The 26,963-nt window shown below is 71.6% G+C and carries 29 protein-coding genes and 1 pseudogene; 15 read left to right on the top strand and 15 right to left on the bottom strand.

The window, feature by feature from the left end; all coding sequences use genetic code 11:
* The first annotated feature begins 14 nt into the window (after positions 1-14).
* Genes AC27IY_RS33790 through AC27IY_RS33810 form a run of 5 tightly spaced genes read left to right on the top strand, consistent with a single transcriptional unit; the run spans position 15 to position 4,818 of the window.
* Positions 15-680, top strand: a complete 666-nt coding sequence (locus tag AC27IY_RS33790) for an urease subunit gamma (RefSeq protein ID WP_487180435.1) — start codon at positions 15-17, stop codon at positions 678-680.
* Positions 673-2,580, top strand: coding sequence for an urease subunit alpha (locus AC27IY_RS33795; protein ID WP_487180436.1), 1,908 nt, complete (start codon positions 673-675; stop codon positions 2,578-2,580). Before AC27IY_RS33790 ends, AC27IY_RS33795 begins: the two co-directional genes overlap by 8 nt.
* Before the next feature lie 37 nt (positions 2,581-2,617).
* A complete protein-coding gene (locus AC27IY_RS33800) occupies positions 2,618-3,292 on the top strand; it encodes an urease accessory protein UreF (protein ID WP_487180437.1) in 675 nt (224 codons plus the stop codon).
* A gap of 24 nt (positions 3,293-3,316) precedes the next feature.
* Complete coding sequence (gene ureG / locus AC27IY_RS33805) at positions 3,317-4,018, top strand: urease accessory protein UreG (protein ID WP_487180438.1); 702 nt, start codon at positions 3,317-3,319, stop codon at positions 4,016-4,018.
* Positions 4,015-4,818, top strand: a complete 804-nt coding sequence (locus tag AC27IY_RS33810; RefSeq protein WP_487180439.1) for an urease accessory protein UreD — start codon at positions 4,015-4,017, stop codon at positions 4,816-4,818. The genes ureG and AC27IY_RS33810 overlap by 4 nt, the downstream gene beginning before the upstream one ends.
* Here the strand turns inward: AC27IY_RS33810 and AC27IY_RS33815 are convergent.
* Together AC27IY_RS33815 and AC27IY_RS33820 are read right to left on the bottom strand one after the other, a co-directional pair.
* Positions 4,808-6,019 (bottom strand): cytochrome P450, encoded by a 1,212-nt coding sequence (locus AC27IY_RS33815; protein WP_487180440.1) that lies wholly within the window; start codon positions 6,017-6,019, stop codon positions 4,808-4,810. The genes AC27IY_RS33810 and AC27IY_RS33815 overlap by 11 nt on opposite strands.
* A 76-nt stretch (positions 6,020-6,095) precedes the next feature.
* On the bottom strand, positions 6,096-7,025 hold the full coding sequence (locus tag AC27IY_RS33820; RefSeq protein ID WP_449958845.1) for an RNA polymerase sigma-70 factor: 930 nt from the start codon (positions 7,023-7,025) through the stop codon (positions 6,096-6,098).
* A 171-nt stretch (positions 7,026-7,196) separates the two neighbouring features.
* On the opposite strand from AC27IY_RS33820, the gene AC27IY_RS33825 reads away from it, so the two are divergent.
* Both AC27IY_RS33825 and AC27IY_RS33830 read left to right on the top strand, forming a co-directional pair.
* Positions 7,197-8,051, top strand: a complete 855-nt coding sequence (locus tag AC27IY_RS33825; RefSeq protein ID WP_449958842.1) for an SDR family NAD(P)-dependent oxidoreductase — start codon at positions 7,197-7,199, stop codon at positions 8,049-8,051.
* Entirely contained in the window at positions 8,048-9,244 is a 1,197-nt protein-coding gene (locus AC27IY_RS33830; RefSeq protein ID WP_487180441.1) for an NAD(P)/FAD-dependent oxidoreductase, read from the top strand. The genes AC27IY_RS33825 and AC27IY_RS33830 overlap by 4 nt, the downstream gene beginning before the upstream one ends.
* Before the next feature lie 150 nt (positions 9,245-9,394).
* Here the strand turns inward: AC27IY_RS33830 and AC27IY_RS33835 are convergent, their stop codons facing one another.
* A complete protein-coding gene (locus tag AC27IY_RS33835; RefSeq protein ID WP_487180442.1) occupies positions 9,395-10,096 on the bottom strand; it encodes an aspartate/glutamate racemase family protein in 702 nt (233 codons plus the stop codon).
* Positions 10,097-10,173: 77 nt separating this feature from the next.
* Between AC27IY_RS33835 and AC27IY_RS33840 the strand changes: the two genes are divergently transcribed.
* Positions 10,174-11,082 (top strand): LysR family transcriptional regulator, encoded by a 909-nt coding sequence (locus tag AC27IY_RS33840; RefSeq protein ID WP_487180443.1) that lies wholly within the window; start codon positions 10,174-10,176, stop codon positions 11,080-11,082.
* On the opposite strand, the gene AC27IY_RS33845 is transcribed toward AC27IY_RS33840, so the two are convergent.
* The 3 genes from AC27IY_RS33845 to AC27IY_RS33855 are packed head-to-tail and all read right to left on the bottom strand — an operon-like array spanning position 11,066 to position 13,423.
* Entirely contained in the window at positions 11,066-11,674 is a 609-nt protein-coding gene (locus tag AC27IY_RS33845) for a DUF6461 domain-containing protein (protein ID WP_487180444.1), read from the bottom strand. The two genes, AC27IY_RS33840 and AC27IY_RS33845, sit on opposite strands and share 17 nt — an antisense overlap.
* Before the next feature lie 16 nt (positions 11,675-11,690).
* Positions 11,691-12,323, bottom strand: a complete 633-nt coding sequence (locus AC27IY_RS33850; RefSeq protein WP_487180445.1) for a response regulator — start codon at positions 12,321-12,323, stop codon at positions 11,691-11,693.
* Entirely contained in the window at positions 12,320-13,423 is a 1,104-nt protein-coding gene (locus tag AC27IY_RS33855; protein ID WP_423476281.1) for a sensor histidine kinase, read from the bottom strand. The genes AC27IY_RS33850 and AC27IY_RS33855 overlap by 4 nt, the downstream gene beginning before the upstream one ends.
* Before the next feature lie 88 nt (positions 13,424-13,511).
* Between AC27IY_RS33855 and AC27IY_RS33860 the strand changes: the two are divergent.
* Positions 13,512-14,144, top strand: a pseudogene (locus AC27IY_RS33860) (ABC transporter ATP-binding protein); the annotation flags it as partial.
* A 68-nt stretch (positions 14,145-14,212) separates the two neighbouring features.
* Positions 14,213-14,959, top strand: coding sequence for an ABC transporter permease (locus AC27IY_RS33865; protein WP_487180446.1), 747 nt, complete (start codon positions 14,213-14,215; stop codon positions 14,957-14,959).
* Between the two features lie 428 nt (positions 14,960-15,387).
* On the opposite strand, the gene AC27IY_RS33870 is transcribed toward AC27IY_RS33865, so the two are convergent.
* The 3 genes from AC27IY_RS33870 to AC27IY_RS33880 all read right to left on the bottom strand — a co-directional run bounded on the left by AC27IY_RS33870 (position 15,388) and on the right by AC27IY_RS33880 (position 17,670).
* Entirely contained in the window at positions 15,388-15,579 is a 192-nt protein-coding gene (locus AC27IY_RS33870; protein WP_423476279.1) for a hypothetical protein, read from the bottom strand.
* Positions 15,580-15,745: 166 nt separating this feature from the next.
* Positions 15,746-16,810, bottom strand: a complete 1,065-nt coding sequence (locus AC27IY_RS33875; RefSeq protein ID WP_487180447.1) for an FAD-dependent oxidoreductase — start codon at positions 16,808-16,810, stop codon at positions 15,746-15,748.
* Positions 16,807-17,670 carry an NAD(P)H-binding protein gene (locus tag AC27IY_RS33880; protein ID WP_487180448.1) on the bottom strand — a complete coding sequence of 288 codons (864 nt, stop codon included), beginning with the start codon at positions 17,668-17,670 and terminating at the stop codon, positions 16,807-16,809. The genes AC27IY_RS33875 and AC27IY_RS33880 overlap by 4 nt, the downstream gene beginning before the upstream one ends.
* A gap of 81 nt (positions 17,671-17,751) precedes the next feature.
* Here AC27IY_RS33880 and AC27IY_RS33885 point away from each other — a divergent pair, with 81 nt between their 5' ends.
* Positions 17,752-18,708 (top strand): Lrp/AsnC family transcriptional regulator, encoded by a 957-nt coding sequence (locus AC27IY_RS33885; RefSeq protein WP_487180449.1) that lies wholly within the window; start codon positions 17,752-17,754, stop codon positions 18,706-18,708.
* A gap of 114 nt (positions 18,709-18,822) precedes the next feature.
* Entirely contained in the window at positions 18,823-19,437 is a 615-nt protein-coding gene (locus tag AC27IY_RS33890; protein WP_487180450.1) for a YdeI/OmpD-associated family protein, read from the top strand.
* Here the strand turns inward: AC27IY_RS33890 and AC27IY_RS33895 are convergent.
* From AC27IY_RS33895 to AC27IY_RS33905, 3 genes are read right to left on the bottom strand one after another with little or no spacing between them, the layout of a single operon-like run.
* Positions 19,425-20,237, bottom strand: coding sequence for a class I SAM-dependent methyltransferase (locus AC27IY_RS33895; protein ID WP_344207353.1), 813 nt, complete (start codon positions 20,235-20,237; stop codon positions 19,425-19,427). The genes AC27IY_RS33890 and AC27IY_RS33895 overlap by 13 nt on opposite strands.
* A 9-nt stretch (positions 20,238-20,246) precedes the next feature.
* On the bottom strand, positions 20,247-20,702 hold the full coding sequence (locus tag AC27IY_RS33900; protein ID WP_344207355.1) for a GbsR/MarR family transcriptional regulator: 456 nt from the start codon (positions 20,700-20,702) through the stop codon (positions 20,247-20,249).
* Positions 20,703-20,735: 33 nt separating this feature from the next.
* On the bottom strand, positions 20,736-21,665 hold the full coding sequence (locus AC27IY_RS33905) for an alpha/beta hydrolase (RefSeq protein WP_423449445.1): 930 nt from the start codon (positions 21,663-21,665) through the stop codon (positions 20,736-20,738).
* 128 nt (positions 21,666-21,793) lie between these two features.
* On the opposite strand from AC27IY_RS33905, the gene AC27IY_RS33910 reads away from it, so the two are divergent.
* A complete protein-coding gene (locus AC27IY_RS33910) occupies positions 21,794-22,321 on the top strand; it encodes a SigE family RNA polymerase sigma factor (RefSeq protein WP_487180452.1) in 528 nt (175 codons plus the stop codon).
* On the top strand, positions 22,318-23,514 hold the full coding sequence (locus tag AC27IY_RS33915; RefSeq protein WP_487180453.1) for a TolB-like translocation protein: 1,197 nt from the start codon (positions 22,318-22,320) through the stop codon (positions 23,512-23,514). The genes AC27IY_RS33910 and AC27IY_RS33915 overlap by 4 nt, the downstream gene beginning before the upstream one ends.
* Before the next feature lie 48 nt (positions 23,515-23,562).
* On the opposite strand, the gene AC27IY_RS33920 is transcribed toward AC27IY_RS33915, so the two are convergent.
* Positions 23,563-24,057, bottom strand: a complete 495-nt coding sequence (locus AC27IY_RS33920) for an NUDIX hydrolase (protein WP_487180454.1) — start codon at positions 24,055-24,057, stop codon at positions 23,563-23,565.
* Between the two features lie 201 nt (positions 24,058-24,258).
* On the opposite strand from AC27IY_RS33920, the gene AC27IY_RS33925 reads away from it, so the two are divergent.
* Positions 24,259-24,966: a sulfotransferase family protein gene (locus AC27IY_RS33925; RefSeq protein WP_371248202.1), complete on the top strand. Its 708-nt coding sequence runs from the start codon at positions 24,259-24,261 to the stop codon at positions 24,964-24,966.
* A 1-nt stretch (position 24,967) separates the two neighbouring features.
* Here the strand turns inward: AC27IY_RS33925 and AC27IY_RS33930 are convergent, their stop codons facing one another.
* Together AC27IY_RS33930 and AC27IY_RS33935 are read right to left on the bottom strand one after the other, a co-directional pair.
* Positions 24,968-25,108, bottom strand: coding sequence for a hypothetical protein (locus tag AC27IY_RS33930; protein ID WP_487180455.1), 141 nt, complete (start codon positions 25,106-25,108; stop codon positions 24,968-24,970).
* Between the two features lie 4 nt (positions 25,109-25,112).
* Positions 25,113-26,762, bottom strand: a complete 1,650-nt coding sequence (locus AC27IY_RS33935; protein WP_487180456.1) for a hypothetical protein — start codon at positions 26,760-26,762, stop codon at positions 25,113-25,115.
* Between the last annotated feature and the right edge of the window lie 201 nt (positions 26,763-26,963).

The following is a 26,963-nucleotide window of genomic DNA, read 5'->3' on the forward strand; positions in this document are numbered from 1 at the left end:
TTTGATTACTGTCCATGGGAAACGAAGCGAGGTGGCGGGTGCATCTGACTCCGCATGAACGGGAACGCCTGATGATCCACGTGGCTGCGGACGTAGCCCGCAGGCGCAAGGAACGGAAGATCCCCCTCAACTACCCGGAAACGGTCGCGCTCATCACGGCGCACGTGCTGGAGGCGGCCCGGGAAGGCAAGTCCGTCCACGAGATCATGTCCACCGGCGACACGATCCTCTCCCGGGACGACCTCATGCCGGGCGTCGCGGAGATGATCTCCGACCTCCAGATCGAGGCCACGTTCCCCGACGGCACCAAGCTGGTCACCATCCGCGACCCCTTCGCGGATGGTGAGCAGGCGCGGTCGCCGCTCCATCCGGGGAAGATCGACCACCCGGCGGGCGCCGTGCCGGTGCCCTTCAACGAAGGCCGCGAGATCACGACGGTGACCGTCACCAACACCGACGACCGCCCCATCCAGGTGGGCTCGCACTACCACTTCTACGAGGCCAACCCCCTCCTCGACTTCGAACGCCCCGCCGCCTACGGCAAGCGCCTGCACATCCCCGCCGGCAGCTCGGTCCGGTTCGAACCCCGGTGCACCCGTACGGTGAAGCTCGTCCCCATCGAGGGCAAGCGCGTCGTCGCCGGCCTGCGCGGCCAGGTCGGAGGGCCGCTCGATGGATGAAGCCCCGGACGCAGCCGACGCCACCGCGGACGCGCTCGCCGATCCGGTGGCGGACACCCTGCCGCGCGAGCCCGCGCCCGGCGGGGAGACCCCGCCGATCGGCCTGCCGCTGACCCGTGTCCAGTACGCCGACCGCTACGGCCCGACGGTCGGCGACCGCGTCCGGCTGGCCGACACCAACCTGCGCATCGAGATCACCGAGGACTGGGCCGGCGGCCCGGGACGCAGCGGCAACGAGGTCATCTTCGGCGGCGGCAAGGTGATCCGCGAGTCGATGGGCCAGTCGAGCGCGCCACGTGACCCGGCGCGTCCCGGCGCGCCGCAGCCGCCCGACACGGTCATCACCGGCGCGCTGATCCTCGACCACTGGGGCGTGGTCAAGGCGGACGTCGGCATCCGCGACGGCCGGATCGTCGCGCTCGGCAAGGCCTACAACGACGACACCATGGACCGGCTGCACGACGGGCACGAGCACGCCACCGACTTCCTCATCGGCCCGGAGACCGAGATCATCGCGGGCAACGGCAAGATCCTCACCGCCGGCGGCATCGACACCCACGTGCACTTCATCTGCCCCGAGCAGGTGCACGAGGCGCTCGCCTCCGGGGTCACCACCCTGATCGGCGGCGGCACCGGCCCCGCCGAGGGCAGCACCGCCACCACCGTCACCCCCGGCTCCTGGCACCTCGCCCGGATGTTCGAGGCGCTGGACGCCTTCCCGGTCAACATCGGGCTGCTCGGCAAGGGCAGCACCATGTCCACCGAGTCCCTCTACAACCAGGTGGAGGCCGGCGTCCTCGGGTTCAAGATCCACGAGGACTGGGGGGCCACCCCGGCGGTGCTGCGCCGCTGCCTGGAGGTGTGCCGGGCCACCGGCGTCCAGCTGGCCCTGCACGCCGACTCGCTCAACGAGGCCGGCGCGGTCGCCGACACCATCGAGGCCATCGGCGACCATCCGATCCACGTCTTCCATGTCGAGGGCGCCGGCGGCGGCCACGCCCCCGACATGCTCACCATGGCGGGGCTGCCGAACGTGCTGCCCGCCTCCACCAACCCCACCCGCCCCCTGACCGTCAACACGGTCAAGGAGCACATCGACATGGTGATGGTCTGCCATCACCTCAATCCGCTGGTGCCGGAGGACCTGGCCTTCGCCGAGTCGCGGATCCGGCCCTCCACCATGGCCGCCGAGGACGTGCTGCACGACCTCGGCGCCATCTCGATCATGTCGTCCGACGCCCAGGCGATGGGCCGCATCGGCGAGATGATCATCCGTACGTGGCAGACCGCGCACGTGAACAAGGCCAGGCGCGGCCCCCTGGACGGCGACCAGGGCGAGGCCGACAACCACCGCGCCCGCCGCTACGTTGCCAAATACACCATCAACCCGGCCATCGCGCACGGCATCGACCACGAGGTCGGCTCCGTCGAGGTGGGCAAGCTCGCCGACCTGGTGCTGTGGGAGCCGAAGTTCTTCGGCGTCAAGCCGCACCGGGTGATCAAGGGCGGTCAGATCGCCTACGCGCAGGTGGGCGACGCCAACGCCTCCATCACCACCCCGCAGCCGATCCTGCCCCGGCCGATGTGGGGGGCGACGGGCCGGGCGCCGGCCGCCAACGCGGTCAACTTCGTCACCGAGCACGCCATCCGGGCCGGCCTGTCCGAACGGATCGGCGTGGGCAAGCCGTTCAAGGCCATCCGCGACACCCGTGGGGTGTTCAAGGCCGACATGCGGGAGAACAACGCCTGCCCCGACATCGACATCGACCCCGACACCTTCGAGGTGGTGATCGGCGGAGCGGAGACCAAGGACGTCAGGACGGAGATCGACGATCAGCCCGTCGACGGCACCCAGTTCGCCGACACGCTGCCCATGGCTCAGCGCTACTTCCTGTTCTGAGCGCTCCCCGATGACGACGGAAGGTGAGCCGCCCACGATGAACCGTGCCGCACTGCTCGTCCTGGCCGACGGCCGGTTCCCCGCGGGCGGGCACGCCCACTCCGGCGGCGCCGAGGAGGCCGTCGCGGCCGGACGGGTGCGCGACGTGGCGACCCTGAGGGAGTTCTGCCGCGGCCGGCTGCACACGGCCGGCCTGGTCGCGGCCGGGCTCGCGGCCGCGGCCGCCGCCGGGTACCACCCGCTGTTGCTGGAGGAGGCGGCCGACGCCCGCACCGCCGCCCCCGCCCAGCGGCACACCTCGCGCCGGCTCGGCCGCCAACTGCTGCGCGCCGCCCGGGCCGCCTGGCCGTGCGCCGAGCTCGACGCCCTGGCCGCCGCCTGCCCGCGCGGTGCCCACCAGAGCGTGGTGCTCGGCCTGACCGCCCGGTGCGCGGGGCTGACGCCGCTGGACGCCGGCTACGCCGCGGCGTACGAGAGCATCGGCGGGCCGGTCACCGCGACCGTCCGTCTGCTCCGGCTGGACCCCTTCGACGCCACCGCCGTCCTGGCCCGCCTGGCCGCCGACCTCGACCGCGTGGCCGCGCAGGCGGCCGAGGCCGCGCGGCGGGTCCACACCGACGGAGCCGCCGCGCTGCCGGCCGCCTCGGCGCCGCTGCTCGACATCGCCGCCGAACGGCACGCCACCCGTCCGGCCCGTCTGTTCGCCTCCTGACCACTCCTTCTGCCTGGAGCAGCCATGCACCTCCACCACGACGACACCTTCCCCGATGGTTCCCCGCACGGCCCCGGCGGCTCCACGCGCGGGCGTCCCGGCGGCGGTCATCGCGCCTTGCGCGTCGGGCTGGGCGGGCCGGTCGGCTCCGGCAAGACCGCCACCGTCGCCGCCCTGTGCCGCACGCTGCGCGAACAGCTGTCCCTGGCGGTCGTGACCAACGACATCTACACCCGCGAGGACGCCGAGTTCCTGCTGCGCGAGGCCGTCCTGCCCGCCGAGCGCATCACCGCCGTGCAGACCGGCGCCTGCCCGCACACCGCCATCCGCGACGACATCTCCGCCAACCTCGAAGCCGTCGAGGACCTGGAGGACCGTCTCGGCCCGCTCGACGTGATCCTCATCGAGTCCGGCGGCGACAACCTCACCGCCACCTTCTCCAAAGGGCTCGTCGATGCCCAGATCTTCGTCATCGACGTCGCCGGCGGCGACGACATCCCGCGCAAGGGCGGCCCCGGCGTCACCACCTCCGACCTGCTCGTCATCAACAAGACCGACCTCGCCGTCCACGTCGGCGCCGACCTGGAGGCCATGGCCCGCGACGCCGAGGCCCAGCGCGGCGACCTGCCCACCGTCCTGACCGCGGTCAAGTCCACGGGAGGCATCGCGCCCGTGGCCGGCTGGATCCGCGAGCGCCTGGCCGCCTGGACGGCGGGCGCCGCATGAGCCGTACGGCCCTGCCCCCCGTCCCCGCTCCGACGCGGGGCGTGCACGCCACCGCCCGCATCGAGGCAGCCCGCAGAGGCGGCGGCACGGGTCTGCCCGTGCTCGCGGGCGACGGCCCCTTCGACCTGCGCCGTGCCCGCCCGCACGGCGACCAGGCGCGGGTGTGCATTCTCGGCGTCATGAGCGCCCCCCTCGGCGGCGACCGGCTGCGCATCGAGGCCACCGCCGGCCGCGACGCCCACCTGCACATCACCACCGCCGCCGCCACCATCGCCCTGCGCGGCCCCACCGCCGCCCACGCCACCTTCGACGTGCGCCTGAACGTCGCCGAGCACGCCAGCCTGCACTGGGCGCCCCAGCCCCTGATCTCGGCGGCACGCAGCAACCTGCGTCAGAGCTGCACCGTCGACCTGGCCCCGACCGCCCAGCTTTTGCTGCGCGAGGAGATCGTGCTAGGCCGCTCCGGCGAAGGGCCGGGCCGCCTGTCCACCCGCCTCACGGTCCGCCGCGACGGACGCTCCCTGCTGGAGCAGCAGACCGCGTACGGCCCCGGAGCGCCCGGCTGGGACGGCCCCGCCATCGTGTCCTGCCACCGCGCCGTCGGCCAGATCCTCATCGTCGACCCCGCCCTGGACCGGCGACCGCCCGAGGCCCGCCTGCTCGGGGACGACCCGGCAACCGGTCAGGCCGTGCTGACCCCGCTGGCCGGCCCCGCCGTCCTGATCACCGCGCTGGCCCCGGACACCCTGCACCTGCGCCGCCTGCTGGACGCGGCACACCCTGTCGCGCTCACCAGGTGACCGGGAGCTCGTGCAGGCCGTAGATGACGGCGTCGGTCTTGTACGGCAGGTCCTCGGCCGGTGCGGCCAGCCGCAGGGTGGGGACGCGGCGGAACAGCGTGTCGAAGACGATCTGCAGCTCCATCCTGGCCAGGTTCTGGCCGAGGCACTGGTGCGGGCCGAAGCCGAAGGCGACGTGGTGGCGGGCCCCGCGCCCGACGTCCAGCTCGCCGGGGTCCTGGAACGCCGCCGGGTCCCAGTTGGCCGACAGCATCGAGACGATGACGCCCTCGCCGGCCCGGATCCTCACCCCTCCGATCTCCACGTCCTCGGTGGCCAGCCGGGAGGTGACTCCGTCGGCGATGGTGAAGTAGCGCAGCAGTTCTTCCACGGCCATGGGCGTCCTGCTCGGGTCGGCCCTGATCGCGGCCAGCTGCTCCGGGTGGGTGAGCAGCCCGGCCACGCCGAGCGAGATCATGTTCGCCGTCGTCTCGTGTCCGGCGGTCAGCAGCAGGAAGGCCAGGCTCACCAGGCCCGCGTGGTCGGGGGCGCCCTCCTGGCGTTGCCGGGCGATCTGCCGGCTCAACAGGTCGTCGCCGGGTTCGGACTCCTTACGGGTGACCAGGTCGTCGAGGTAGGCGCGCAGTTCGGCGAAGGCTTGCCGGCGGCCTTCCGCCGAGGTGCGGCTCACCATCATGGTGGTACGGCTCTGGAAGAAGTCGTGGTCGGCGTACGGGACGCCGAGCAGTTCGCAGATCACCAGGGACGGCACCGGCAGGGACAGCGCCTGCACCAGGTCGGCCGGGCGCCGGTCGGCGGCGAGCAGGTCGTCGATGAAGTGGTCGACGATGTCCTGAATGCGTGGGCGCAGCGCGGCCAGCCGCTTCACGGTGAACTCGCCGATCACCCGGCGGCGGGCGGCCGAGTGTTCGGCGCCGTCCATGCCGAGCATCAGCGGCGGCTGGCTGCGCAGCTGCCGCAGGGTGGCCGCGTCGAGGGTGTAGAGCGGGAAGCCGTCCTTGCGCTTGTCGGAGGAGAAGCGGCCGTCGGCGAGGACGGCCCGGGCCTCCTCGTACCCGGAGACCCACCACGCCTCGCCGCCGCCGGCCAGGCGGACCTTGTTGATCGGAGCCTGCTCGCGCAGTCGCTCGTAGTCAGCGGGCGGAGCGAACGGGCAGCTCCGCCCGACCGGCACTTCCAGCTCGGCGACGTGGCCTGTCATGAACGACCTCCTGGTATGAGATTCGGCGTGATCTGTTCGGGCTCCGGCGGCCGGGGCGATGGCGGTCTGGCCATGGCTACCTCAGGGTGAGGGGGGTCTCGGAGGCGATGCGGGTCAGTTTGCGTGGGTTGCGTACGTAGTAGAGGCCGGTGATGCGGGCGTCCTCGACCCGGGCCGCTATGACGCCGTCGATCTCGCCGTCCACGCGGAGGAGGAGCGCCGGGTTGCCGTTGACCACGGTGGGCTCGCTGGTGAGCGCGATCTGGGTCTTGCCGAGGCCGCCGATGATCATGCGGGCCACCTTGTCGGCGCCGATGACCGGCCGGGGCACGGCCTGCTTGACGCCGCCGCCGTCGCTCACCAGGACGACCTCGGGGGCGAGCACGTCGAGCAGGCCCTGCAGGTCCCTGGTGTCGAGCGCGCGCTGGAACGACGCCACCGCCGCCCGGGCCTGGCTCGGCGAGACCGTCTCGCGGGGCCGCCGGGCGTCGACGTGCCGGCGGGCCCGGTGCGCGATCTGGCGTACGGTCGCCGGGGTCTTGCCGACGGCGGCCGCGATCTCGTCGTAGCCGACGTCGAAGACCTCGCGCAGCACGAACACGGCGCGCTCGGTCGGCGACAGCGTCTCCAGGACGAGCATCAGCGCCATCGACACGCTCTCGGCGAGCTCGACGTCCTCGGCCACGTCCGGCGTGGTGAGCAGCGGCTCGGGCAGCCACTGGCCGACGTACTCCTCCTTGCGGCGCTTCATCGTGCGCAGCCGGTCCAGCGCGCGCCGGGTGACGATCCGCACCAGGTAGGCGCGCTGGTCGGACACCTGCTCAAGGTCGACCTTGACCCACCGCAGCCACGTCTCCTGCAGGGCGTCCTCGGCGTCGGCGGCCGAGCCGAGCATCTCGTACGCGACGGTGAACAGCAGGTTGCGGTGGGCGAGGAAGCCCTCGGTCGCCGGGTCCGTCCGGCCACCGTCGGCGATCGGCTCGGTCGTTCCGCTGGGCTCGTTCATGGTTCGCTCCTGCCTGTTCACCCGCAAATCCTGCTCCATCCACAAGGCGTCGGCACGCGCCGCCCTGTGACACCCGTGCGCGGTGACACACGTCACATGGCCGGTGCTGTCACAAAATCCGGGGCGCCGACGCCGCATGGTCGACCGCTACCGCAGAGAGAACGGAGCACCATGATGAGCAAGGTCTGGTTCGTCACCGGTTCGTCGCGCGGCCTGGGCCGCGCCTTCGTCGAGGCCGCCCTGTCGCGTGGCGACAAGGTGGCCGCGACCGCGCGGACCGCCGCGAGCCTCGACGACCTGGTCGCCGCCCACGGCGAGGCGGTGCTGGCGCTGGAGATGGACGTGACCGACGAGGCCGCCGTCCGCGAGAGCGTGAAGCGGGCCAGGGAGCACTTCGGCCGTCTCGACGTCATCGTGAACAACGCCGGCTACGCCCAGGTCGGCGCGGTCGAGGAGTTGACCGGGCAGCAGTTGCGCGACCAGCTGGAGACCAACCTGTTCGGCGCGCTGTGGGTGATCCAGGCCGCGCTGCCCTACCTGCGTGAGCAGGGCTCGGGGCACATCATCCAGCTGTCCTCGGCGGCCGGGCTCATAGCGATGCCGCTCAGCGGCGCCTACAGCGCGTCCAGGTGGGCCATCGAAGCCCTGAACGAATCCCTCGCCCAGGAGGTGGCCGACTTCGGGATCAAGGTGACCTTGGTCGAGCCCGGCGGCTACGCCACCCGCTCCGGCAAGAACCCCGACCCGCTGAACAACGGCCACATGGCCGAGCCCAACCCGATCTACGACGGCCTTCGCCGGCGCATCGCCGCCTTCGCGGGGAAGCAGCCCGCGGGCGACCCGGCCGCCGCGGCGCAGGCGCTGCTCAAGCTCGTCGACTCCGACAACCCGCCCCTGCGGGTGCTCTTCGGGCAGGGCTTCTATCCCATGCTCCAGCAGGTCTACGCCGACCGGCTCAAGACCTGGGCCGACTGGCAGGACCTCTCGGCGGAGGCTCAGGGCCCTCTCGCTCAGGAAGACGCGTGAAGCACCGCATCGTGGTCCTCGGCGCCGGCTACGCCGGGGCGTACGTGGCCGGGAACCTGGCCCGCCGGCTGTCACCGAAGGACACCGTGATCACCGTGGTCAACGCCGTGCCGGACTTCGTCCAGCGCATGCGGCTGCACCAGCTCGCGGCCGGCCGGGACATCGAGGCTCCGCCGCTGGCCGACGTCTTCGCGGGCACGGGGATACGGCTGCGCCTGGCCCGGGTCACCGCCGTCGACCCCGAGCGGCAGGTCGTCACCGTCAGCGGCGGTGACGAACTCGGCCACGACACGCTCGGCTACGACACGCTCGTCTACGCGCTCGGCAGCCACGGCGCCGGCCACGTGGTCCCCGGCGCGGCCGAGCACGCCTTCGACGTCTCCGCCAGGCCCTCGGCGCTGCGCCTGCGGGAGCGCCTGGACGGCCTGGGCCAGGGCGCGAGGGTGCTGGTCGTCGGCGACGGGTTGACCGGCATCGAGGCCGCCACGGAGATCGCCGAGTCCCGGCCCGGCCTGTCGGTGGCGCTCATCGCGCGCGGCGAGCTGGGCGCCCGGCTCGCCGCCGGAGCCCGCGGTCACCTGCGCCGGGCCTGCGACCGGCTGGGGATCACCGTCCTGGAGCACACCAGCGTGGACGCCGTCGAGGCGACGCGGGTGCTGTGCGCCGACGGGACCGCCCTCGCGTCCGACGCGACCGTGTGGACGGCCGGGTTCGCGGTCAGCCCCATCGCCGCCGCCGGCGGGCTGGAGGTGACCGAGAACGGCCAGATCATCGTCGACCGGACCATGCGGTCGGTCTCCCACCCGAACGTCTACGCCGTCGGTGACAGCGCCCACGCCACGGGCGACAACGGCCGGCCGCTGCCGATGTCCTGCGCGTCGGCCGGCTACACCGGTCGGCAGGCCATCGAGGCGATCGTGGGACGCCTGACCGGGCGCATGGTCGCGACCACCAAGCTGGTCTACGCCTACAACCACATCAGCCTCGGGCGGCGGGACGCGATCCTGCAGCTGGTCGACGACGAAGGGCGGGCGAAACCGACGTACCTGGGCGGCCGGCAGCCCGCACGGATCAAGGCGGGCATTCTCGGGATGGCGCTGTGGGCCACGTCGCACCCGACGTACGGCATGCCCAAGCGCAAGCACCGCCTGGCTCCCACGCCGGACACGACCGCCGAGAGGATGATCGCCTAGCCGCCTCGTAGGCAGTGGCCCGCGCCGCAACGGGCCTGACCCGTCAACTCTGGACGGTCGTACCGCTCGGGTCGCCGCGGTGCACGAGCGGATGCCCCTGGACGTGAGTCCAGGCCGTCGACTCGGTGGGACGGCCGGGCCCTCAGAGGGTCAGGCCGGCCCGCCGAGCGCCAGTTCGACGGCCGTCTCCACGTGGATGCGGGTGGAGTCGAACACCGGGACCGGGCTGTCGGCCGGACCGACCAGCAGGGTGATCTCGGTGCAGCCGAGGATCACCCCCCGCGCGCCGCGCCGGGCGAGGCCGGCGATGATGCGCCGGTACTCCTCACGGGAGGAGTCCTCGACGCGGCCCTGGGTCAGCTCCTGGTAGATGACGTCGTGGACGACCGCGCGATCGGGCTCGTCCGGCACCATGACCTCCACGCCGTGGTGGCGCATGCGGTCGCGGTAGAAGTCCATCTCCATGGTGAAACGGGTGGCCAGCAGGCCCACCGTGGTGATCCCAGCCGCGGCGACGCGGCGCGCGGTGGCGTCGACGAGGTGCACGAACGGCACGTCGACGGCCGCTTCGATCGCGTCGGCCACCCGGTGCATGGTGTTCGTGCACAGCAGCACCATGTCGGCGCCCGCCCGCTCCAAGCCGGTGGCCGCCTCGGCGAGGGCGTGCGCGGCGTCGTCCCATCGGCCTTCGCGCTGCATCGCCTCGATGTCCGCGAAGTCGACGGTCAGCAGGATGCTCTTGGCGCAGTGGTGCCCGCCCAGGCGTTCGCGGGTCTCCTCGTTGAGGAGCCGGTAGTACTCGGCGGAGGATTCCCAGCTCATCCCGCCCAGCAGGCCGATCGTTCGCATCATGGGTCCGATCGTGCCGGACGGGGCTGCTCGTAGGTAGCCCTGTACTTGTTGGCTGACACCCAAGCCATACTTATGGCATGGACGTGCAGCGGATGCTGATCTTCAGGGAGATCGCCCGTGCCGGGTCGATCGCGGGCGCCGCCCGCGTCCTCGGCTGGACGCAGCCGGCCGTCAGCCAGCACCTGCGCCACCTGGAACGTCAGGCGGGCGCGCCCCTGGTGCTGCGGCGGCCGCGCGGCGTCCAGCTCACCGAGGCGGGGCGGGCCCTGCTGCGGCACGCCGATGCCATCGCCACCCGCATCCAGGCCGCGACCGCCGACCTGGAGGCGATGGTCCAGCTCCGCGCCGGGACCGTACGGCTGGCCGCCTTCCCCTCCGCGGGCGCCACCATCATCCCCGCCGCGATGAGCCTGCTCGCCGAACGCCACCCCGGCCTCGACGTACGCCTGCGCGCGGCCGAGCCCCCGCAGGCCATCGCCCAGCTCGACGCCGGCGAGGTGGACCTGGCCGTCACCTTCACCCACGCCGGCCAGACACCGCCCGGAAGCGGCGAGCTGACCCGGATCCCGGCCGGGCAGGACCCGCTCCGGCTGGTCCTGCCCCTCACCCACCCCAGCGCCGGCCCGGAGGACACGCCGCTGGACCTGCGCGAGCTCGCGGACGACACCTGGATCGGCGGCTGCGAACGCTGCACGGCCCACCTGCTCCAGACCTGCGAGCTGGCCGGCTTCACCCCCGACATCCGCCACGGCACCGACGACTACGTCCTGACCCAGGCGCTCATCGCCCGCGGCCTGGCCGTCGGGCTGCTGCCCCAGCTGGCCCTGGACGCCGCCCGCGACCCGCGCGTCGCCGTGCGGCCCGTACTGGACGTACGGCCCAGAGCCCTGTACGTCCTGCACCACCGCGAGGCCGAGCAGATCCCCGCCGTCCGCAGCGCCCTGCGCGCGATCCTCGACATCGTCGCCGTCAAGGGACGGGTCTGACGCGTGAGTGCGGCGCGAGGAACCAGTCGGCGGCGATCCCGGTCCCCGTGATGCGTCCGACCAGCGCCAGGGCCGAGCTGATGCTCTCCATCTCCTCCACGCGGTCGTCGAGGACGCCGTCGTCGGAGATCTGGAAGCGCAGCCCGTCCATCAGATGGTCGAGCGCGTGCGGGTCGCTGCCGGACCGCCGTTCCGGCCGGGTGGGGTCGAAGGAGACGACCATGCGCCCGTCGCGGGCGTAGTCGAAGGAGGCGTGGCTGCCGTACATGAGGAGGCCGATGGCCTCGCCGCCGCCTTCGGTGACGGCGCGTACGCGCTCGCTGTCGGCGTGCGCCGGCACGACGCCGATCCAGCCGCCGACCTCGGCCACCCAGGTGGACCCGTCGTCGATGTTGCGGTCGAGGATCTCGCTCAGGTGGCACGGTGCCCGGGTGGCGAGGTCCAGGTCGAAGGCCGCGGCGAGGGCGTCGAGGCCCGCGCCCTTGATCCACATGGCGCTGAAGCCCAGCGCCCACAGGTCCATGTCGGCATCCAGCCCCTCGGTGAAGAGGGTCGAGACCAGCAGGTCGTGCAGGTAGGTCCGTGACTCCATAAGCCTGGCCCTTCTCTCAGCGGTTCTGGACGAGGTTCGCCTCGTAGGCGGCGATGACCAGGTGGACCCTGGTGCGGGCGTCGAGTTTCAGCAGCAGGCTGCTGACGTGCGTCTTGACCGTGCTCAGCGTGACGTACAGGGTCTGCGCGATCTCCGCGTTGGACAGGCCGCGCGCCACCAGGACCAGCACCTCTCGCTCGCGTTCCGTGATGTCCAGGCGGCGGGCCGGCGGGCGCACGTGACGCTCGATCAGCCGCCGCGTGGCGCTGGGCCCGAGCAGCGAGTCGCCGGACGCGACGGCCTGCACCCCCCTGATCAGCTCGGCCGGCGGGATGTCCTTGAGCAGGAAGCCCGCGGCGCCGGCGCGGAGCGCTCCGTAGACGTACTCATCCAGGTCGAAGGTGGTCACGACGAGCACGCGGGCCCGCGGATCGGCGGCGCAGATGCGGCGGGTGGCCTCGATGCCGTCCATCTCGGGCATCCGTACGTCCATCAGCACCAGGCCGGGCGGATCGCTCGCGGCGAGGGCCACCGCCTCCGCGCCCGTCGCCGCCTCGGCGCACACCTGGAATCCCGGCACACAGTCGATCAGCCGGCGGAAGCTCGCCCTGATGAGCGGCTGGTCGTCGGCCACCAGCACCTTGATCACAGCGGCAACCTCGCCCTCACCCGGAATCCCCTGACAGTGCGGACGCCTGCCTCGAACTCGCCGCCGAACATGCGTACGCGCTCGCGCAGCCCCGTCAGCCCGTGGCCGTGGGGACGCTCCCGCGCGTTCCCGCCGTCGTCGGTGATCTCCACGACAAGCTCCTCCTGCCGCCGTTCGATGAGCACGGTCGCCTTCCTGGCCCCGGCGTGCTTGAGCACGTTGGTCAGCGATTCCTGCACGATCCGGTAGACCGTGAGCTCCATCTCGCCCCGGACCTCGCCGTCGAGGCGTAACTCCACCTCCAGGCCGGCGGCCCTGGTCCTGGCCAGGAGATCGTCGAGGTCGCCGAGCCCAGGAGCGGGGGCCAGGTCGGCGGGGCCGTCCTCTCGCAGCACGCCGAGCAGGCGCCTGGTCTCGCGCAGCGCCGACCTGCTGGTCCGCTCGATCGAGGCCAGCGCCCGGCTCATCTCCCCGGCGTCGCCGACGTGCCGCTCGACGCCGGCCTGGACGGCGATCGTGCTGAGGCTGTGGCCGATGACGTCGTGCAGCTCGCGGGCGATGCGCAGACGCTCCCTGGCCGCCTCGGCGCGGGCCCGCTCCTCGGCCTTGGCGGCCAGTTGCTCGGTGTAGAGCCTGCGCTGCCGTACGGCGGTACCGGTGGTCCAGGCCGCCACCACGATCGCCAGCACCAGCCCGAGCTGGTCGAGGACCTGGCCACGCAGCGGGAACTCGACCACCCCCTGCGCCGTGACCGCCACCGCCACGAGCAGCGGGGGCACCGCCCTGCTCCGGGTGGCCAGCGTGTAGAGCACGAGCGGCAGGCCGAACGGGTCCGCCTGCGGGATGAGGAACTCCCGCATCCCCAGCCCACCGGCCAGCACGATCACGAACACCGGCCGCGGCCACAGGCGCCTGACCGCGACGGGCAGGCTGGTGGCCAGCGCCACCGTGAAGTCGAGCGCGTCGGGCGGCGCGGAATTACGCGTATGGACGAGCCCGAGGAAGCCGGCTGCCAGCAGCAGGGCCACCACGGTGTCGAGGGACACCCAGGCCCAGTCCGGGATCCGGCTCAACAGGGGGAGCCGCGGCTGATCACGCACGTCCTCGACCTTAGCCAGCGGGTACGACGGCGCGTATCGGTCCCAGGACCGATGCGCGGGCCGGCCGCCAGGGCGGATCGTGACGGACATGATCGATGTCATCGGGTTGACCAGACGTTTCGGGCAGAGCGTCGCCGTCGACGACCTGTCCTTCACCGTCACCTCCGGAAAGATCACCGGGTTCCTCGGACCGAACGGCGCGGGCAAGACCACCACTTTGCGGATCATCCTCGGACTCGACCGGCCGACCTCCGGACGGGCGACCGTGAACGGTGTGCCGTACCGGACGTTGAACCGGCCCCTCACCCACGTCGGCGCGTTGCTCGACGCGACCGCCGTGCAGGGCGGACGGCGTGCCGAGCAGCACCTGAGGTGGCTGGCCAGGACCAACGGGATCTCCCGTACGCGCATCGCCGGGCTGCTGGAGCTGGTCGGGCTGGGCGACGCTGGGCGCAAGCGGGTGGGCGGCTTCTCGCTCGGCATGAAGCAGCGGCTGGGCCTGGCCGCCGCCCTGCTCGGCGATCCCGAGGTGCTGCTGCTCGACGAGCCGCTGAACGGGCTCGATCCCGAAGGCATCCGGTGGCTACGAGGGCTGCTGAAGTCGCTGGCCGCCGAGGGGCGGACCGTGCTGGTCTCCAGCCACCTCATGCACGAGATGGCGGTCACCGCCGACCACCTGATCATCATCGGGCGGGGCCGGTTGCTGGCCGACACGGAGATCACACGGTTCGTACGGCCAGGGAGGTCGCTGGAGGACACGTTCATGGAGGTCATCGAGGGGAGCGCGCCGTGAATGCCGTCGCCGCCGAGTGGATCAAGTTGCGTACGCTGCGTTCGACCTGGTGGGCGCTGGGTGTGGGGGTGCTCACGGCGCTCGCGCTCACCGCGCTCGGCGCGTCCACCGTGATCTCGCGCTGGGACCCCGGCCAGACGGGGGAGCGGGCCGCGATGGGGATCGTGGTGGCCGTGTACGTGGGAGTCGTGCTGGCGCAGCTGCCGCTCGGCATGCTCGGCACGATGTCGATCAGCGGCGAGTACACCTCCGTCATGATCCACACGACCTTCGTGGCGGTGCCGTCCCGCTCACGGGTGCTGCTCGCCAAGGCGTGCGTGCTGGGCGGGGTCGCGGTCGCCGCCTCGCTGCTCATCGCGATCCCCGGCTACCTGTACGGACACGCGGTGGCCGCCGGGTTCCACCCCACGCTGCCACCCCCGGCGGCGTGGGTGGTGATCGGTGGCGGCACCCTCATGATCGTGACGACCACGATGCTCGGGCTGGCCCTCGGCGCGATCTTCCGCAACGGCGTCGTGGCCATCTCGGCGCTCGTGGTGCTGATGGTGCTGGTTCCCTTCGCCGGGCGGATGCTGCCGGGTGGCGAGGTGGTCAACCGCGTCCTGCCGGGTTATCCGGCGCTCCAGCTCATCGAGCAGCTGCCGGACATCATGCCGGACGCGGCCGCCTTCGCCGTCCTCGGCGCCTGGGCCGTCGTGCCGCTGCTGATCGCGGCCCTCGCCAACCGGCGGGTGCCCTGGTAGCGAACCGGTTCCGTCACCGGAAGAGGTGGATGTTCTCGTGGACCCAGTCGTGGAGGGTCAGCGGCGGCGTGCCGGTGAGCCTTTCGACGGTGTCGAAGGTCTTCGAGTCCCAGGCGGCCGACTGGCGCTTGAGCTCCAGCAGCGCCTCCAGGCGGGGCCCGGACCAGCCGAGCCAGTCGAATTCCGCCTGGGTCTCGGCTTGGCTGCGTTCGACGAGCTTGATCGGCCGGCCGAGGATCCGGCCGACGACGTCGGCCTGGTCCCGGGGCGAGAGGGCCTGGCCGTCGTGGCCGGAGATGGTGGCGGCGACGGCGGCGATGTCGCGGGGGCGCCGAGGGGCAGGTTGACCAGGAAGATCGACCGCCAGCCTGCCAGGTCGGTGAGCAGGCCGCCGATGGTCGGGCCGGTCAGGGACGCCGCGCCGAAGGTCAGCGAGGACCAGCGATCAGCTGCGTCATGGTCTGGGGCAGGCCGCAGTCGGCCGAGCCGGCCAGGAAGACCAGGATCGAGACGAGGAAGACGCGCTTGCGGCCGTACAGGTCGCCGAGCTTGCCGTAGACATGGAGATGGGGTTGGTCAGGTGTGAACCTGACGCGAACCGGACTGGTCGGCCCTCTCAACCCTGATCCACCCCGGTGGCGGGGTCATCGATCAAGGTTCTCCGTGGTGTTGGTCTGTTCTCGAGGCTCCCGATGGATCGCCAGAGTGCGGACGGTCCGGGAGGCGATCAACCGGACGCCGGTGACGCTGACACCCGATGCCGGGGCGGCGCAACCCCGGGACGCCCTACCCGGACGGCAGGGGGTCCTGGCCGAGGAAGCGGGCGCCGTTGGCGGCGGAGACGCGGACCGCGGCGAACCCGGCGTCGATCATCTCCTGCTCGTACGAGCCCAGCGCCGGGATGAGCGGCCCGCCGCGGGCGAGTGCCGCGCTGAGCGCCGACGCGTCGCGCAGGGCGAGGTTGGCCCCGGCCCCGGCCGCCGGGCTCATGGCGTGGGCGGCGTCGCCGAGCAGGGTGACGCGGGTGGTCCGCCAGGGCGGGACCGGGACGCTGGTGCGCAGCTCCAGCGGGAAGACCTCGTGCCACTCGGCGATCATCCGCCGGACGAGGGGGTGCCAGCCGTCCGTCATGTCCATGACGAGGGACCTGAGCTGATCCTGCGTCATCACGTCCAGGCCGGATGGGAGGTCTTCGACGCGGGCGCCGAAGGAGCAGGTGGCGTAGTCGCGGGTGCGCCCGACGCCCACCGTGCGGTGGCCCGGACCGGTGATCGCGGTGAACACGTTGTCCATGCCCTCGGCCAGCCCGGCCGGGATCTTGCCGTAGAGCTGGACGAGGCCGGTGCCGGCGATGCGGGCGTGCGGCAGGTACTGGCGGCGGACCGCCGAGTTGATGCCGTCGGCGCCGACCAGGACGTCACCGGCGACCGTGGTGCCGTCGTCGAAGCGCGCCGTCACGTGGTCGGCCGCGAGCTGGAAGCCGGTCAGCCGGCTGCCGTACGTGATCGTCTCCGCCACGTCGGCCAGCAGGGCGTCGCGGAGCGTGCGCCGGTCGACCGACAGGTGGCGTCCGCCGTGTTCGACGACGTCGGACTCCTTGAGCGTGGGATCGAAGCGGACGAAGCGGGGCGCGGGCGTGTGGGCGGTGGAGAGGAGGGCCGCGCGCCGTTCCGGTGTCAGCACGCTGGTCAGGGCGTCGATGCCGACGTCGCTGAGGTGCAGGCGGTAGCCCTGGCGGCGGACGAGCGGCGACCGGTCGCGCTCGTGGACGGACACGTCGATGCCGGCCCCGCGCAGTCCGTTGGCGAGGGCCAGCCCGCCGAGGCCGGCGCCGGCCACGATCACCTTCATCGCGGGTCTCCGCCGAAGTCGGCGGCGTGCTCGGCGGCCCACGCCGACAGCGTCGCGGCGGGTGCTCCTGTGATGTCGGGCACCGTGGAGGTGACCTCCGGAGGCGGGGCGGCGGCCATCTTTGCGTAGCCGTCGAGCAGCTCGTCGACGAAGTCGTCGGGGAAGCCGGGATCGGCCGACAGCCGGGCGCGCTCCTGCTCCGGCGTGAGCTCCTGCCAGCGCAGCGGGCGGCCGATGGCCTCGCCGATCAGCCGTACCTGCTCGGCCTGGGTCAGCGCCTCGGGGCCGGTGAGGGTGTGGCGGTGTCCTTCGTGCCCGGGTTCGGTCAGCGCGTGTACGGCCACCGCCGCGATGTCGTCCTCGTGGATCGGCGTCGTCGCCAGCGAGCCGAAGGCCCCGCAGACGCGGTCGCCCGCCCTGATCTGCGCGCTCCACCACAGGGCGTTGGCCATGAAGGTGCTCGGGCTCAGCACCGTCCACTCCATGCCGGACCGCTCGATCAGCTGCTCCACGGTGGCGTGCCAGCGGGCGACCGGGCTGGGCTGCTTCTCTGGTGGAACTCCGGGCAGTACGCCGCCGCCGGTCATGAAGACGACGCGGCGGACGCGGCGCTGGAGCGCCTCGACGATGGGGCGGGCGGGCTCGGCCGAGTGGAAGGGCCACATGAGGAACGCGGCGTCGACGCCGTCGAGAGCGCCGGGCGCGTCCAGGGCGGGAGTGATCACCTCGACGCCCTGGGGCAGCTTCGCGGCCTCTGGGGTGCGGCTCGTGGCCCGTACGGCGGCGCCGCTCCAGGCCAGCCGCTCGGCCACCCTTCTGCCGACGTTGCCGGTCGCGCCGAAGACCAGGTAAGTGCTCATGCGGCAAAGAATCCCTTCGCCGCGGCGGTCACGCACTTCACGCCCCACCTTGTGGCGATAAATCGCGTTTACTGGTGAAACATGGCGATAACTAGCGCTCTGGACGCACTGGACCACGCTCTCGTGCACGCGCTCCAGATCGACGGCCGCGCCTCCTTCCGTACGATCGCCGACGCGCTCGACGTCTCCGAGCACACCGTCGCCCGCCGCTACCGGAGGCTGCGCGCGCACGGCGTCCTGCGCGTGGCAGGCTGGCTCAACGGCGGGCGCCTCGGACGTACCTCCTGGTCGGTGCGCCTGGTGTGCACGCCCGACGCGGCGGGCCGGGTGGCCGAGGCCATCGCCCGGCGGGACGACACCGCCTGGGTCCGCCTGCTGTCCGGCGGCACCGAGATCGCCTGCGGCGTCCAGGCGGGCGACGACCAGGACGGGGACGCCCTGCTGCTGAAGAAGCTGCCGCGGACCCCGCGCATCGTGGCCATGTCCGCGCACGCGACCCTGCACCTGTTCGCCGGGTGGCGGAGCCGGGTCGCGGTGCTCACGGACGAGCAGGCCGAGCGGATCCGGCCCGCGCTGCCGTACGAGAAGGAGGTGGCGCTGAGCGCCCAGGACCACGCCCTGGTGCGCGTGCTGGCCCAGGACGGGCGGGCCGGGATCGGCGAACTGGCGGCGGCCAGCGGGTGGTCGCCCACGACCGTACGGCGTCGCCTCGGCGAACTGCGATCCAGTGACATGCTCAGGTTCGACGTCGAAATCTCCCCGCGGGCCCTGGGCTACCACGCCGAGGCCTGGTTGTGGATGAAGGTCGAGCCGTCGGCCCTGGTCGCGGTCGGCGAAGCCATGGCCGCCCACCCCGAGGCCGACGTGGTGGCGGCCACCACCGGCCCCACCAACCTCATGGCCGGGGTGACCTGCCGTGACACGGCCGACCTCTACCGCTACCTCACCGAACGGGTGGCGCCGCTGCACGGCGTGCGTGAGCTGGAGACCGCGCCGGTGATCCGTACGGTCAAGCGCGTGGGCGCCTTGCCGCGCTGAGTTCCGCTGATCGTGCGTCACTGCCGTCCGGTTGGTGGGAACCGGGTCATACCGTAACGTCACCGGCGGAACAGACCGGCGGCAAGACAAGATGATCATCAGGGGCGCATGACGATGAGCGACGAACTACCCGAACTGACCGTTACCGACGCCCGAGCCTGGCGGGAGTGGCTCAGCACGCACCACGACAGCTCGGCAGGGGTGTGGCTGGTCCTGGCCAAGCAGAACACGACCCGGCCCACCAGCCTGACCTATGACCAGGCGCTCGACGAGGCCCTGTGCCACGGCTGGATCGACGGTCAGCTACGACGGCGGGACGAGCTCACCTTCTTCCGGCGCTTCACCCCTCGCGGAAGGCAGAGCGCCTGGTCGGCGCGGAACGTCTCCCTCGTCACCCGGCTGATCAGCGAGGGCCGGATGCATCCGGCCGGAACGGCCGAGGTCGAACGCGCCAAGGCCGACGGCCGCTGGGACGCGGCCTACGCGGGACAGGCCGGCATCGAGGTGCCGGCCGACCTGGCCGCCGCGTTGGCCGCGAACCCCCAGGCGCAGGCGATGTTCGACATCCTCACCTCCCAGAACCGCTACGCGATTCTCTACCGGATCACGAACGCCAAACGCGCCGAGACCCGGGCCCGCCGTATCGCCCAGTTCGTCGACATGCTCGCCCGCGGCGAGACGCTCCACCCGCAGAAGCGCACCCTCGGCGGCACGGCTCAGAATCGGTAGCGGAGGATTCGGGCCCCTTGCCGGGACAAGGCCGTGCTGCGGGCGGTGAGACGGGTCAGCGCGCGCAGGGGCTGCGGGAACCGGGCCACCTCCGGTGCGCGGGTGAGGATCTGCTCCTCGACCAGCTTGAGGCCGGCGTCCCAGGACTCCGGTTCGTGCGGGTCGTCGAACCCCTGGGCGGCTTTGATGCCGAGTGCCTTGATGGTCGGGTGGTACTTCATGGCCCAGGCCGCGAAGCGGGTGTAGCCGTTGAGCGCGAGCTCGCCCGAAGGGAAATGGGCGGTCAGCGCGCGGGTCATCGCCTGGAAGGAGTCGCCGGGCATGAAGGGCAGCAGCCCCTCGGCGACGATCATCGCCGGCCGGTCACCGGGGATGGCGGTGAGCCAGTCGGAGCTGGTGAGGTCGGCTCCGACCAGGTGGGAACGGCCGGGCAGACATGCGGCCCGCAGGTGCACCACTTCGGGGAAGTCGATGTCGTACCAGTCGACGCCGGGCGGGGGAGCACAGCGGAACATCCTGGTGTCCAGGCCGCAGCCCAGGTCGAGCACCACGCATCCGGGGTGAGCGGCGGTGTAGGCGCGTACGACCTCGTCGAGCTTCTTGGCGCGCAGCGCCGTGGTGAGGACGAGGTTGGGCTTGACCTTCAGCTTGCCGAAGTCGTAGTCGATGGTGCCGGCCAGGTCGGCGGAGAGCGTGTCGCCGAGGATCGGGCTGGGCTGCCCGGCGTCCAGGGCTCGGGCGTGAAGGGTGAGCAGCAGTGTTTCCTGGATCAGCCCGAGCTTGGGTTGCCAGCGTTGCATGGGGATTCCTTAACGGCGTAGCGGATGACGGGCCGCGAGGTTCTGCAGCCACGTCAGGGAGTCGTGGGCGGCCTTGATGCGCTCGGTGCGGTGCCCGTCGCCGCCCACGATGTCGAGCCCTTCGTCGGCGATCTCGCCGAACGCGCTCAGGCTGTCGAGCTTGCGCTGGATGACCTTCTGCCAGGCGTCGTCCTCGATGCGGTAGTAGGAGACGCGATCGCCGGGCCTTCTCACCTTCTTGACCAGGCCGATGGCGGTGAGGAAGCGCATGTTCGAGGTGAGCGAGGCCCGGCTGGCCTGGATGACGTCCGCGATCTGGCCGGCGGACTGCTCGGCCGGGTCGCAGATCATGAGCCAGCCGAGGATGCGTCCGGTGATGGGCGGCAGCCCCCACTCCTCGACGCAGAAGGCGGCCACCCGCTCCACCCAGCGGAGCTGCCGGTCCTGCGTTTCCTCAGTGCTCATCGTCGCGTCCTCCGTTGTTGATCGTGTGCCGGTTCACTGTGTCATGGCGGCCACCGACTCGTACGTGGGTGTCGGGGTGATGTCCGCGAGCCGGGTCCTGCGCAGGTAGAGGTCGAACCAGTCGATCGCGAGCGCCATCGCCTCCTCCAGGCCGGGGCCGGTGTAGAGGCCGAGCACGTCGTACGGCAGCACCGCGAGCCGCTTGGGCTCGCCCGCCCTGGCGAAGGCGCTCTGCGCCTCCTCCAGCATGTGGTACGGGTCCCAGCCGCCGTTCGCGATCATCAGCAGCGGCGTCGGCGCGAGCCGGTGGATGAGGTTCTCCGGCGCGAAGGTGAGCAGGTGCTCGGCCGAGTCGAGAGCCTTCTCGTTGCGGTAGGTGGGGAACAGGCGCGTGGACATGTCCGGGGTGTCCTTCACGCTGTCGCCCTCCAGCGTCAGGTGCGGCACGCGCGCGCTCTGCCCGCCTTCGTAGCGCCGCTGCCAGTCCTGCTGCAGCTGGTCGCGCAGCGCCTGGACGCCGGCACGGCCGAGGAGGCGTTCCATGTACCGCCATCCGTTCCACACGCTGGGGCTCTGCACGACGACGCACTTGATGCGCCGATCGAGCACGGCGGCCTGGGTGGCGACCGAGCCGCCGATGCTCACCCCCCACACCCCGATCCGCTCCGGCTGCACTTCGGGACGGGTTTGCAGGTAGGACACGGCACTGCGGAAGTCCTCGACCTGCCGCTCCGGGTAGTCCAGGCCCCGCGGCTCGCCCTCGCTGGAGCCGACCGTGCGGTAGTCGATGGCCAGCACGGCGAAGCCGGCCTTCACGAAGTACGGCGCGAAGAACGCCAGCGCCTCCTTGACCATCACCCCGCTGTGCCCGAGCACGAGCCCGGGGACGGGGTCGCTCGTCTCGGGCAGGTAGAGGTCGCCCGCGCAGCGGGTGCCGAGGCTGTTGAAGGTCACGTGTTCCATGGGTTGCTCCACGCTTGGTTGCTAGTTATTTCAAACATGACTGAAATAGCTAGCAATGTCAATCCAGGAAGGAGAGCGACCCAACCATCTGCCGATCACGGGCGTCGGTACGGGCGAGAGGAGTCATCTTGGACCCCAATGACAGCTTCCGCGAGTTCATGGCCGCCCATCAGCAGTCGCTGATGCGGACGGCCTACCTGCTCACGGGGGACGCCCACCTGGCCGAAGACCTGCTGCAGAGTGTGCTGCTGAAGGTGCTGCGCCGCTGGCCCAAGCTGGCGGACGTCGCCAATCCGCAGGCGTACGCCCGCAGGGCCCTGGTCAACCAGTACATCTCCTGGCGCCGGCGTCTGGCCAGGGTGACCGAGCTGCCGAGAGCCGAGCCGCCGGATCAGCCGTATTCCACCGAGGATTCCACGGTTGTCCGGATCGTCATGCTGCGAGCGCTCGCGCAACTACCGCCCAGGCAGCGGGCGGTGATCGTGCTGCGCTACTACGAGGACCTCACCGAACACGAGACCGCCAAGCTGCTGAGCTGCTCGATCGGCACGGTCAAGAACCAGGCCCATCATGCGCTCGCCCGATTACGAGTGCTCGCGCCGGAGCTGGCGCCGAAGTTCGCCGAAATGGAAGACCTGAAGGGAGCACACCGATGACCTGGCTGCGAGACGCGCTGGACGACGTGGCCGGCAACGCGCCCCAGGTAGACCTGACCGAGCGGACGATCGAGATCCGCAAGCGGCGGCGGCGCAGGACGACCTCGCTCGTCGCGGCCGCTGCGGTCGTCGCCACCGCGCTCGGCGTGACGTCCGCTGTACGGCTGCAGCCCGCACGGCCGGACCCCGCCGTCGCGCCCGGGACAGTGACCGACCTGCCGGCGCGAGGGGTGGGGCCGCTGAGCCACGCCTTCATGACGTTCTGCCGGCCGGAGAGGGGCAAGGCACCGGCGGGATGTGTGGACGGCGGCTGGCGGGTTGTCACCCGTGGCGGCACGACGTACCGGGTGGCGCAGGCCCGACCCGGTTCCACGTCGGGGCTCCGGGAGAGCCCGCTGGCGATCAGCCGGGACGGCCGTAAGATCGCGTACTACGACACCGAGGCCGGCACCTTCGCGGTGCGTGACCTCGCCTCCGGAACGGTGATCACGGCGCCGACGAAGGTGCCCACAGCCTGGCTCGGCAGCATCGCGCACCTCCTGCTGTCGGATGACGGCCGCTTCCTCGCCTTCACCAAGCGGCCGCCGCTCAAGGACCCGGCCATGCTGTTCGACCTGCGCGAGCGCATGGCCCGGCCGCTGCCGAACGGCTGGAACCCCATCGGCCTGTCCCCGGACGGTGACACGATCACCTTGGCGGAGTACGCGCCCCGAACCCGGCTGCAGACCATCACCCGGCTCTGGCAGACGTCCACTTCGGGCAACACGGCAACCGTCGACGTCGCCGGGCGCTACCTGGTCGGCGCGCTCGGGCCCGACGGGAACAGCGTCGTCGCGGTGGAGAGTGTGCAGGCGGGCATCGCCGGATGCCTGAGAAGCGGCGCCGACCTCGTGCATCTGGACCGGAAAACCGGCAAGGTGCTCCGGAAGGTCCCCGTGCGGGGCCTGTCCATGACAGCCAACCAGGTCCACCTGCGCGGCTGGACCGGCCCGCACGAGATCACGGCCCTGGCCAAGCCCCTGGTCTGCCACGAGCGCGACGATGACGCGCCCGCGCCGAGCCTCGACCCGCCGTACGTTCCCTTCACGGCCTACGCGGTGAACGTCGAGACCGGCCAGGCCAGAAAACTCGCCACCTACACCGCCCAAGGCTTCTTCCACCTCGTGCTCCCGGGCTTCCCCGGCACCCTGTGACGGATCACCTACGGGGCAGGGAAGCATCAGCTGGGGAGGGGCTGTTCGTCACCGAGGTGAGTGGCCGAGACAGCGGCGCAGGGCTTCTCGCCCGCCTGGGACGAAGGGCCCTCGCTCGACCACCTCCCGCAGGTCGAGCTCGGTGAGCCAGGCATGCCAGGCGATCTCGGACGGGTCCGGGGTCAACGGCTCGGTGATCAAAGCTTCGTGCACCCCGAACCAGACAGGGCCGATCCCGTCCCGGCACAGGAACTTGAACAGGAAGCGGACCGGGACGCCGGTGCCCAGTTCCTCGACCAGTTCGCGGGCCGCCGCGTCCTCATAGGATTCGCCTAACCCCACGGCACCGCCGACCATCACGTCATAGTGGCCGGGGAAGCGGACATGCCCCTCGGCTCGGCGCAGCACGAGGATCCGCCCCGTCGGATCGCGGCAGATCGTCGTCGCGATCCGATGCATCCACCGCCGGCGCACCGCCTCCGCGCGCTCCACGACTTCCAGCACGCGGTCCTGTTCATCCACCCGCTCGACCAGCTCGCCCATGCGGCACACGGTCGCACAGGCCACTGACAACTTGGCCGGGCGGCTGCGATGCTCACAACGGCGTGGCGGTGGGTCTTGCGACGCCCCCCTGACGCTCACCGTGGAGCTACCCGCGAGCTGACTTCTCCTCAGGGCATTGCCGTGACCATGATCACACCACCATGATCGTGTGCGACCGACATCCCCCATGGAGGAACGACCATGCTGACTGTGATCGGCGCGGGCTTCCCGCGCACCGGCACGAGCTCGATGAAGGCGGCGCTGGAGAGGCTGGGGTTCGGGCCCTGCCATCACATGTTCGACGTGGGGTCCGACCCCGACCGCGCCCGGCGCTGGGCGCCCCTGGCAGACCCGGCCGTGGTGCCCGACTGGGAACACGTCTTAGAGGGCTTCCGCTCCTCGGTCGACTGGCCGGCCGCGTTCTTCTGGCGCGAGCTGGCGCAGGCATACCCGCAGGCCAAGGTGGTCCTCACCGTACGCGACCCGCACACCTGGATCGCGAGCATGCAGACGCTCATCGCCAACGGCCCGGCCCGCCTGCAGAGCGAGAACCTGGCGCCCGAGATGACCGGGCTGGTGGAGAACATGAACACCACCCGTCCGCTGCTCGAACGCATGATCAGGGAAGGGCTCGGCAGCGACAAGCCCTTCGGCGTGCCGCTCGACGAGAAGGACAGCCTGCTGGCGTTCGAGCGGCACGTCGCCACGGTGAAGGCGAGCGTGCCGCCCGAGCGGCTGCTGGTGTTCGACGTGCGCGAGGGCTGGGAGCCGCTGTGCGCGTTCCTGGGCGTGGATGTCCCGGAGGGTGAGCCGTTCCCGCACCTCAACGACAGCAAGGTGATGCAGGAGTCGATCGACCGGCTCATGCAGGGCGAGAACATCGGCCTGCCCTTCCACCCCGCCACCTGACTCACGACGGGCGCGGCGGCTCGATCGTGACGATCCGGGTGGGCACGCCGGTGCGTGACACCCGGCCGTCCGGGGTGACGTGGCCGGCGTCACCACCGGATCCCTGCCGAGGTGCCCGGCCCGGCGGCCGGGCACCGGTCATCGGGTCACTGGACGATGATCTGATGGGTGGCCTGGGCCGGTCCGGTCCCGCCGTCCCCCGCATAGCTCGCGAGGTAGCTGTACCTGCCGGCGTTGACGGGCGTGTCGGTGAACGTGTATGTGCCGTCGGCGTTCACCCTCACCGGCGGGAGCTTCACTGTCCTACCGCTGGTGCCCTTGATGTACAGGGTGCGCTGCACGGTGAGCGTGGACCCCGGAGAGGGCGGCCTGCCGCCCGAGGTCAGGACGCCGCTCAGCTCCACGGCCGTGCCGGCGACGCCGGACTGCGGCCCTGTCAGGGTGAGCGCGGCTTCGCGCTTGACCGTCACGGTGACGGAGGCGCTGCTGCGGCGGTGGCTGTCGTCGCCGTCCCAGAACACCCAGTAGATCACCTCGCCGATGTACGGCGGCAGTTCGAAGACGGGCGTGTCCTGGAAGGTGAACGTGCCGTCCTGCCGCGTCGTCACGCCAGCGATCGGCAGTTTCGTCCAGCCAGGCAGGTACTGGATCACCGTGAGTGGCTTGAGCCCGAGCGCCTCGCCGTCGGCGCGGGTGAGCCGCCCCTCGACGGTGATCGGCGAGCCTGCGTACGCGTCCGCGGGGGCCGTCATCGTGAGCTTGGTGGCCGGTAGCGCGACGCCCGTCACCCGCCACAGCAGCAGCCGGTCCGTTGAACTGCGCAGCAGCGCGAAGACGTCCGTGCCGGAGAACGCGACGCCGTCCGGGAGCAGTTCGGCGTCCGGCTGGTCGGCCGCGAAAAGCTCCGCGCCCGTCGCGGCGTCGTAGAGGGTGAGGTCGGTGCTGCCCCACTGGCGTCCGGCCGCGACGTACGCGCCGTCCGAGCCGAGCGCCACGGCGGACGGGTACCCGTCCCAGCCGTCGCCGTAGGTGCCGGTCGCCGCCAGGGTCCTGGTGTCGTACCTGGTGAAGTGACCGGGAGTGTCGGCCGCGCTGAACAGGGTGCCGCCGTCGGAGCTCAGGGTGAGGTCGCGCAGGGAGTCGATGCGCCACTTCGCGCCATCGATCGTGCCGCGCAGCGTGGGGGCGCCGTCGCCGAGGTCGTAGACCAGCATGTCGGCGTGGTGCAGGGCGGTCTGGCCGACCACGAGCGTGTCGCCGGCGGCCGCGAGCACGGGAGGCCGCAGGTGCTCGCCCCCAACCGCCACGGGCGCCGGGGCGCTCGCGCTGAGATCCAGGCCGACGACGCCGCCGGGGCCGTTGTCGCATCCGTGCCCCACCCACAACCGCTCGCCCAGCAACGCCAGGGTGGACGGGCACGGGTGGGCCGACAGGTCGATCCGGCGGGTGACGGCGAGGCTCGCGGTGTCGATCTCGGCGACCTCGTTCGAGCCGGTGAGAGCCGCGTACAGACGGGTGCCGTCCGCGTTCACGGCCAGCTCCTGGACGCCGGGCAGGCCGGTGACGACGCCGCCGGTGAGGTTTCCGTCAGTGCCGGCCACGATGATGCGGTCGCCGACGGGGACGAACACCCGGCCGCCGCCGACGGCCAGGTCGGCGGTGTAGGAGTCGGTGACCCCGAGGTCGGTGGTGGTGCCGGCCGCCGAGGCGGCGGGGGTCGTGACGGTGAGCAGGCCGGCGATCAGGCCGGCGGCGCCGCAGTAAGCGGCTAATCGGCGAACCAGGGTTGGGGACACGAGAGCCTCCTGCCGGGATGGGAACATGTGTTCTAATGACGTCTCACGGGTGCTCCCACGTCAAGATCATTCGGTCGCGCGACACCAAACCGTGATCAAGCATCCTCCAGCGTTCGAGGCCGGGACGATTGTCGGTGTCCGCCGACATAGTCGTCGCCATGACGATCCCCATCACGTGGGTCCGCGCCGTGTGCTCCGCCG

This window comes from Nonomuraea sp. B208 (assembly GCF_057536035.1).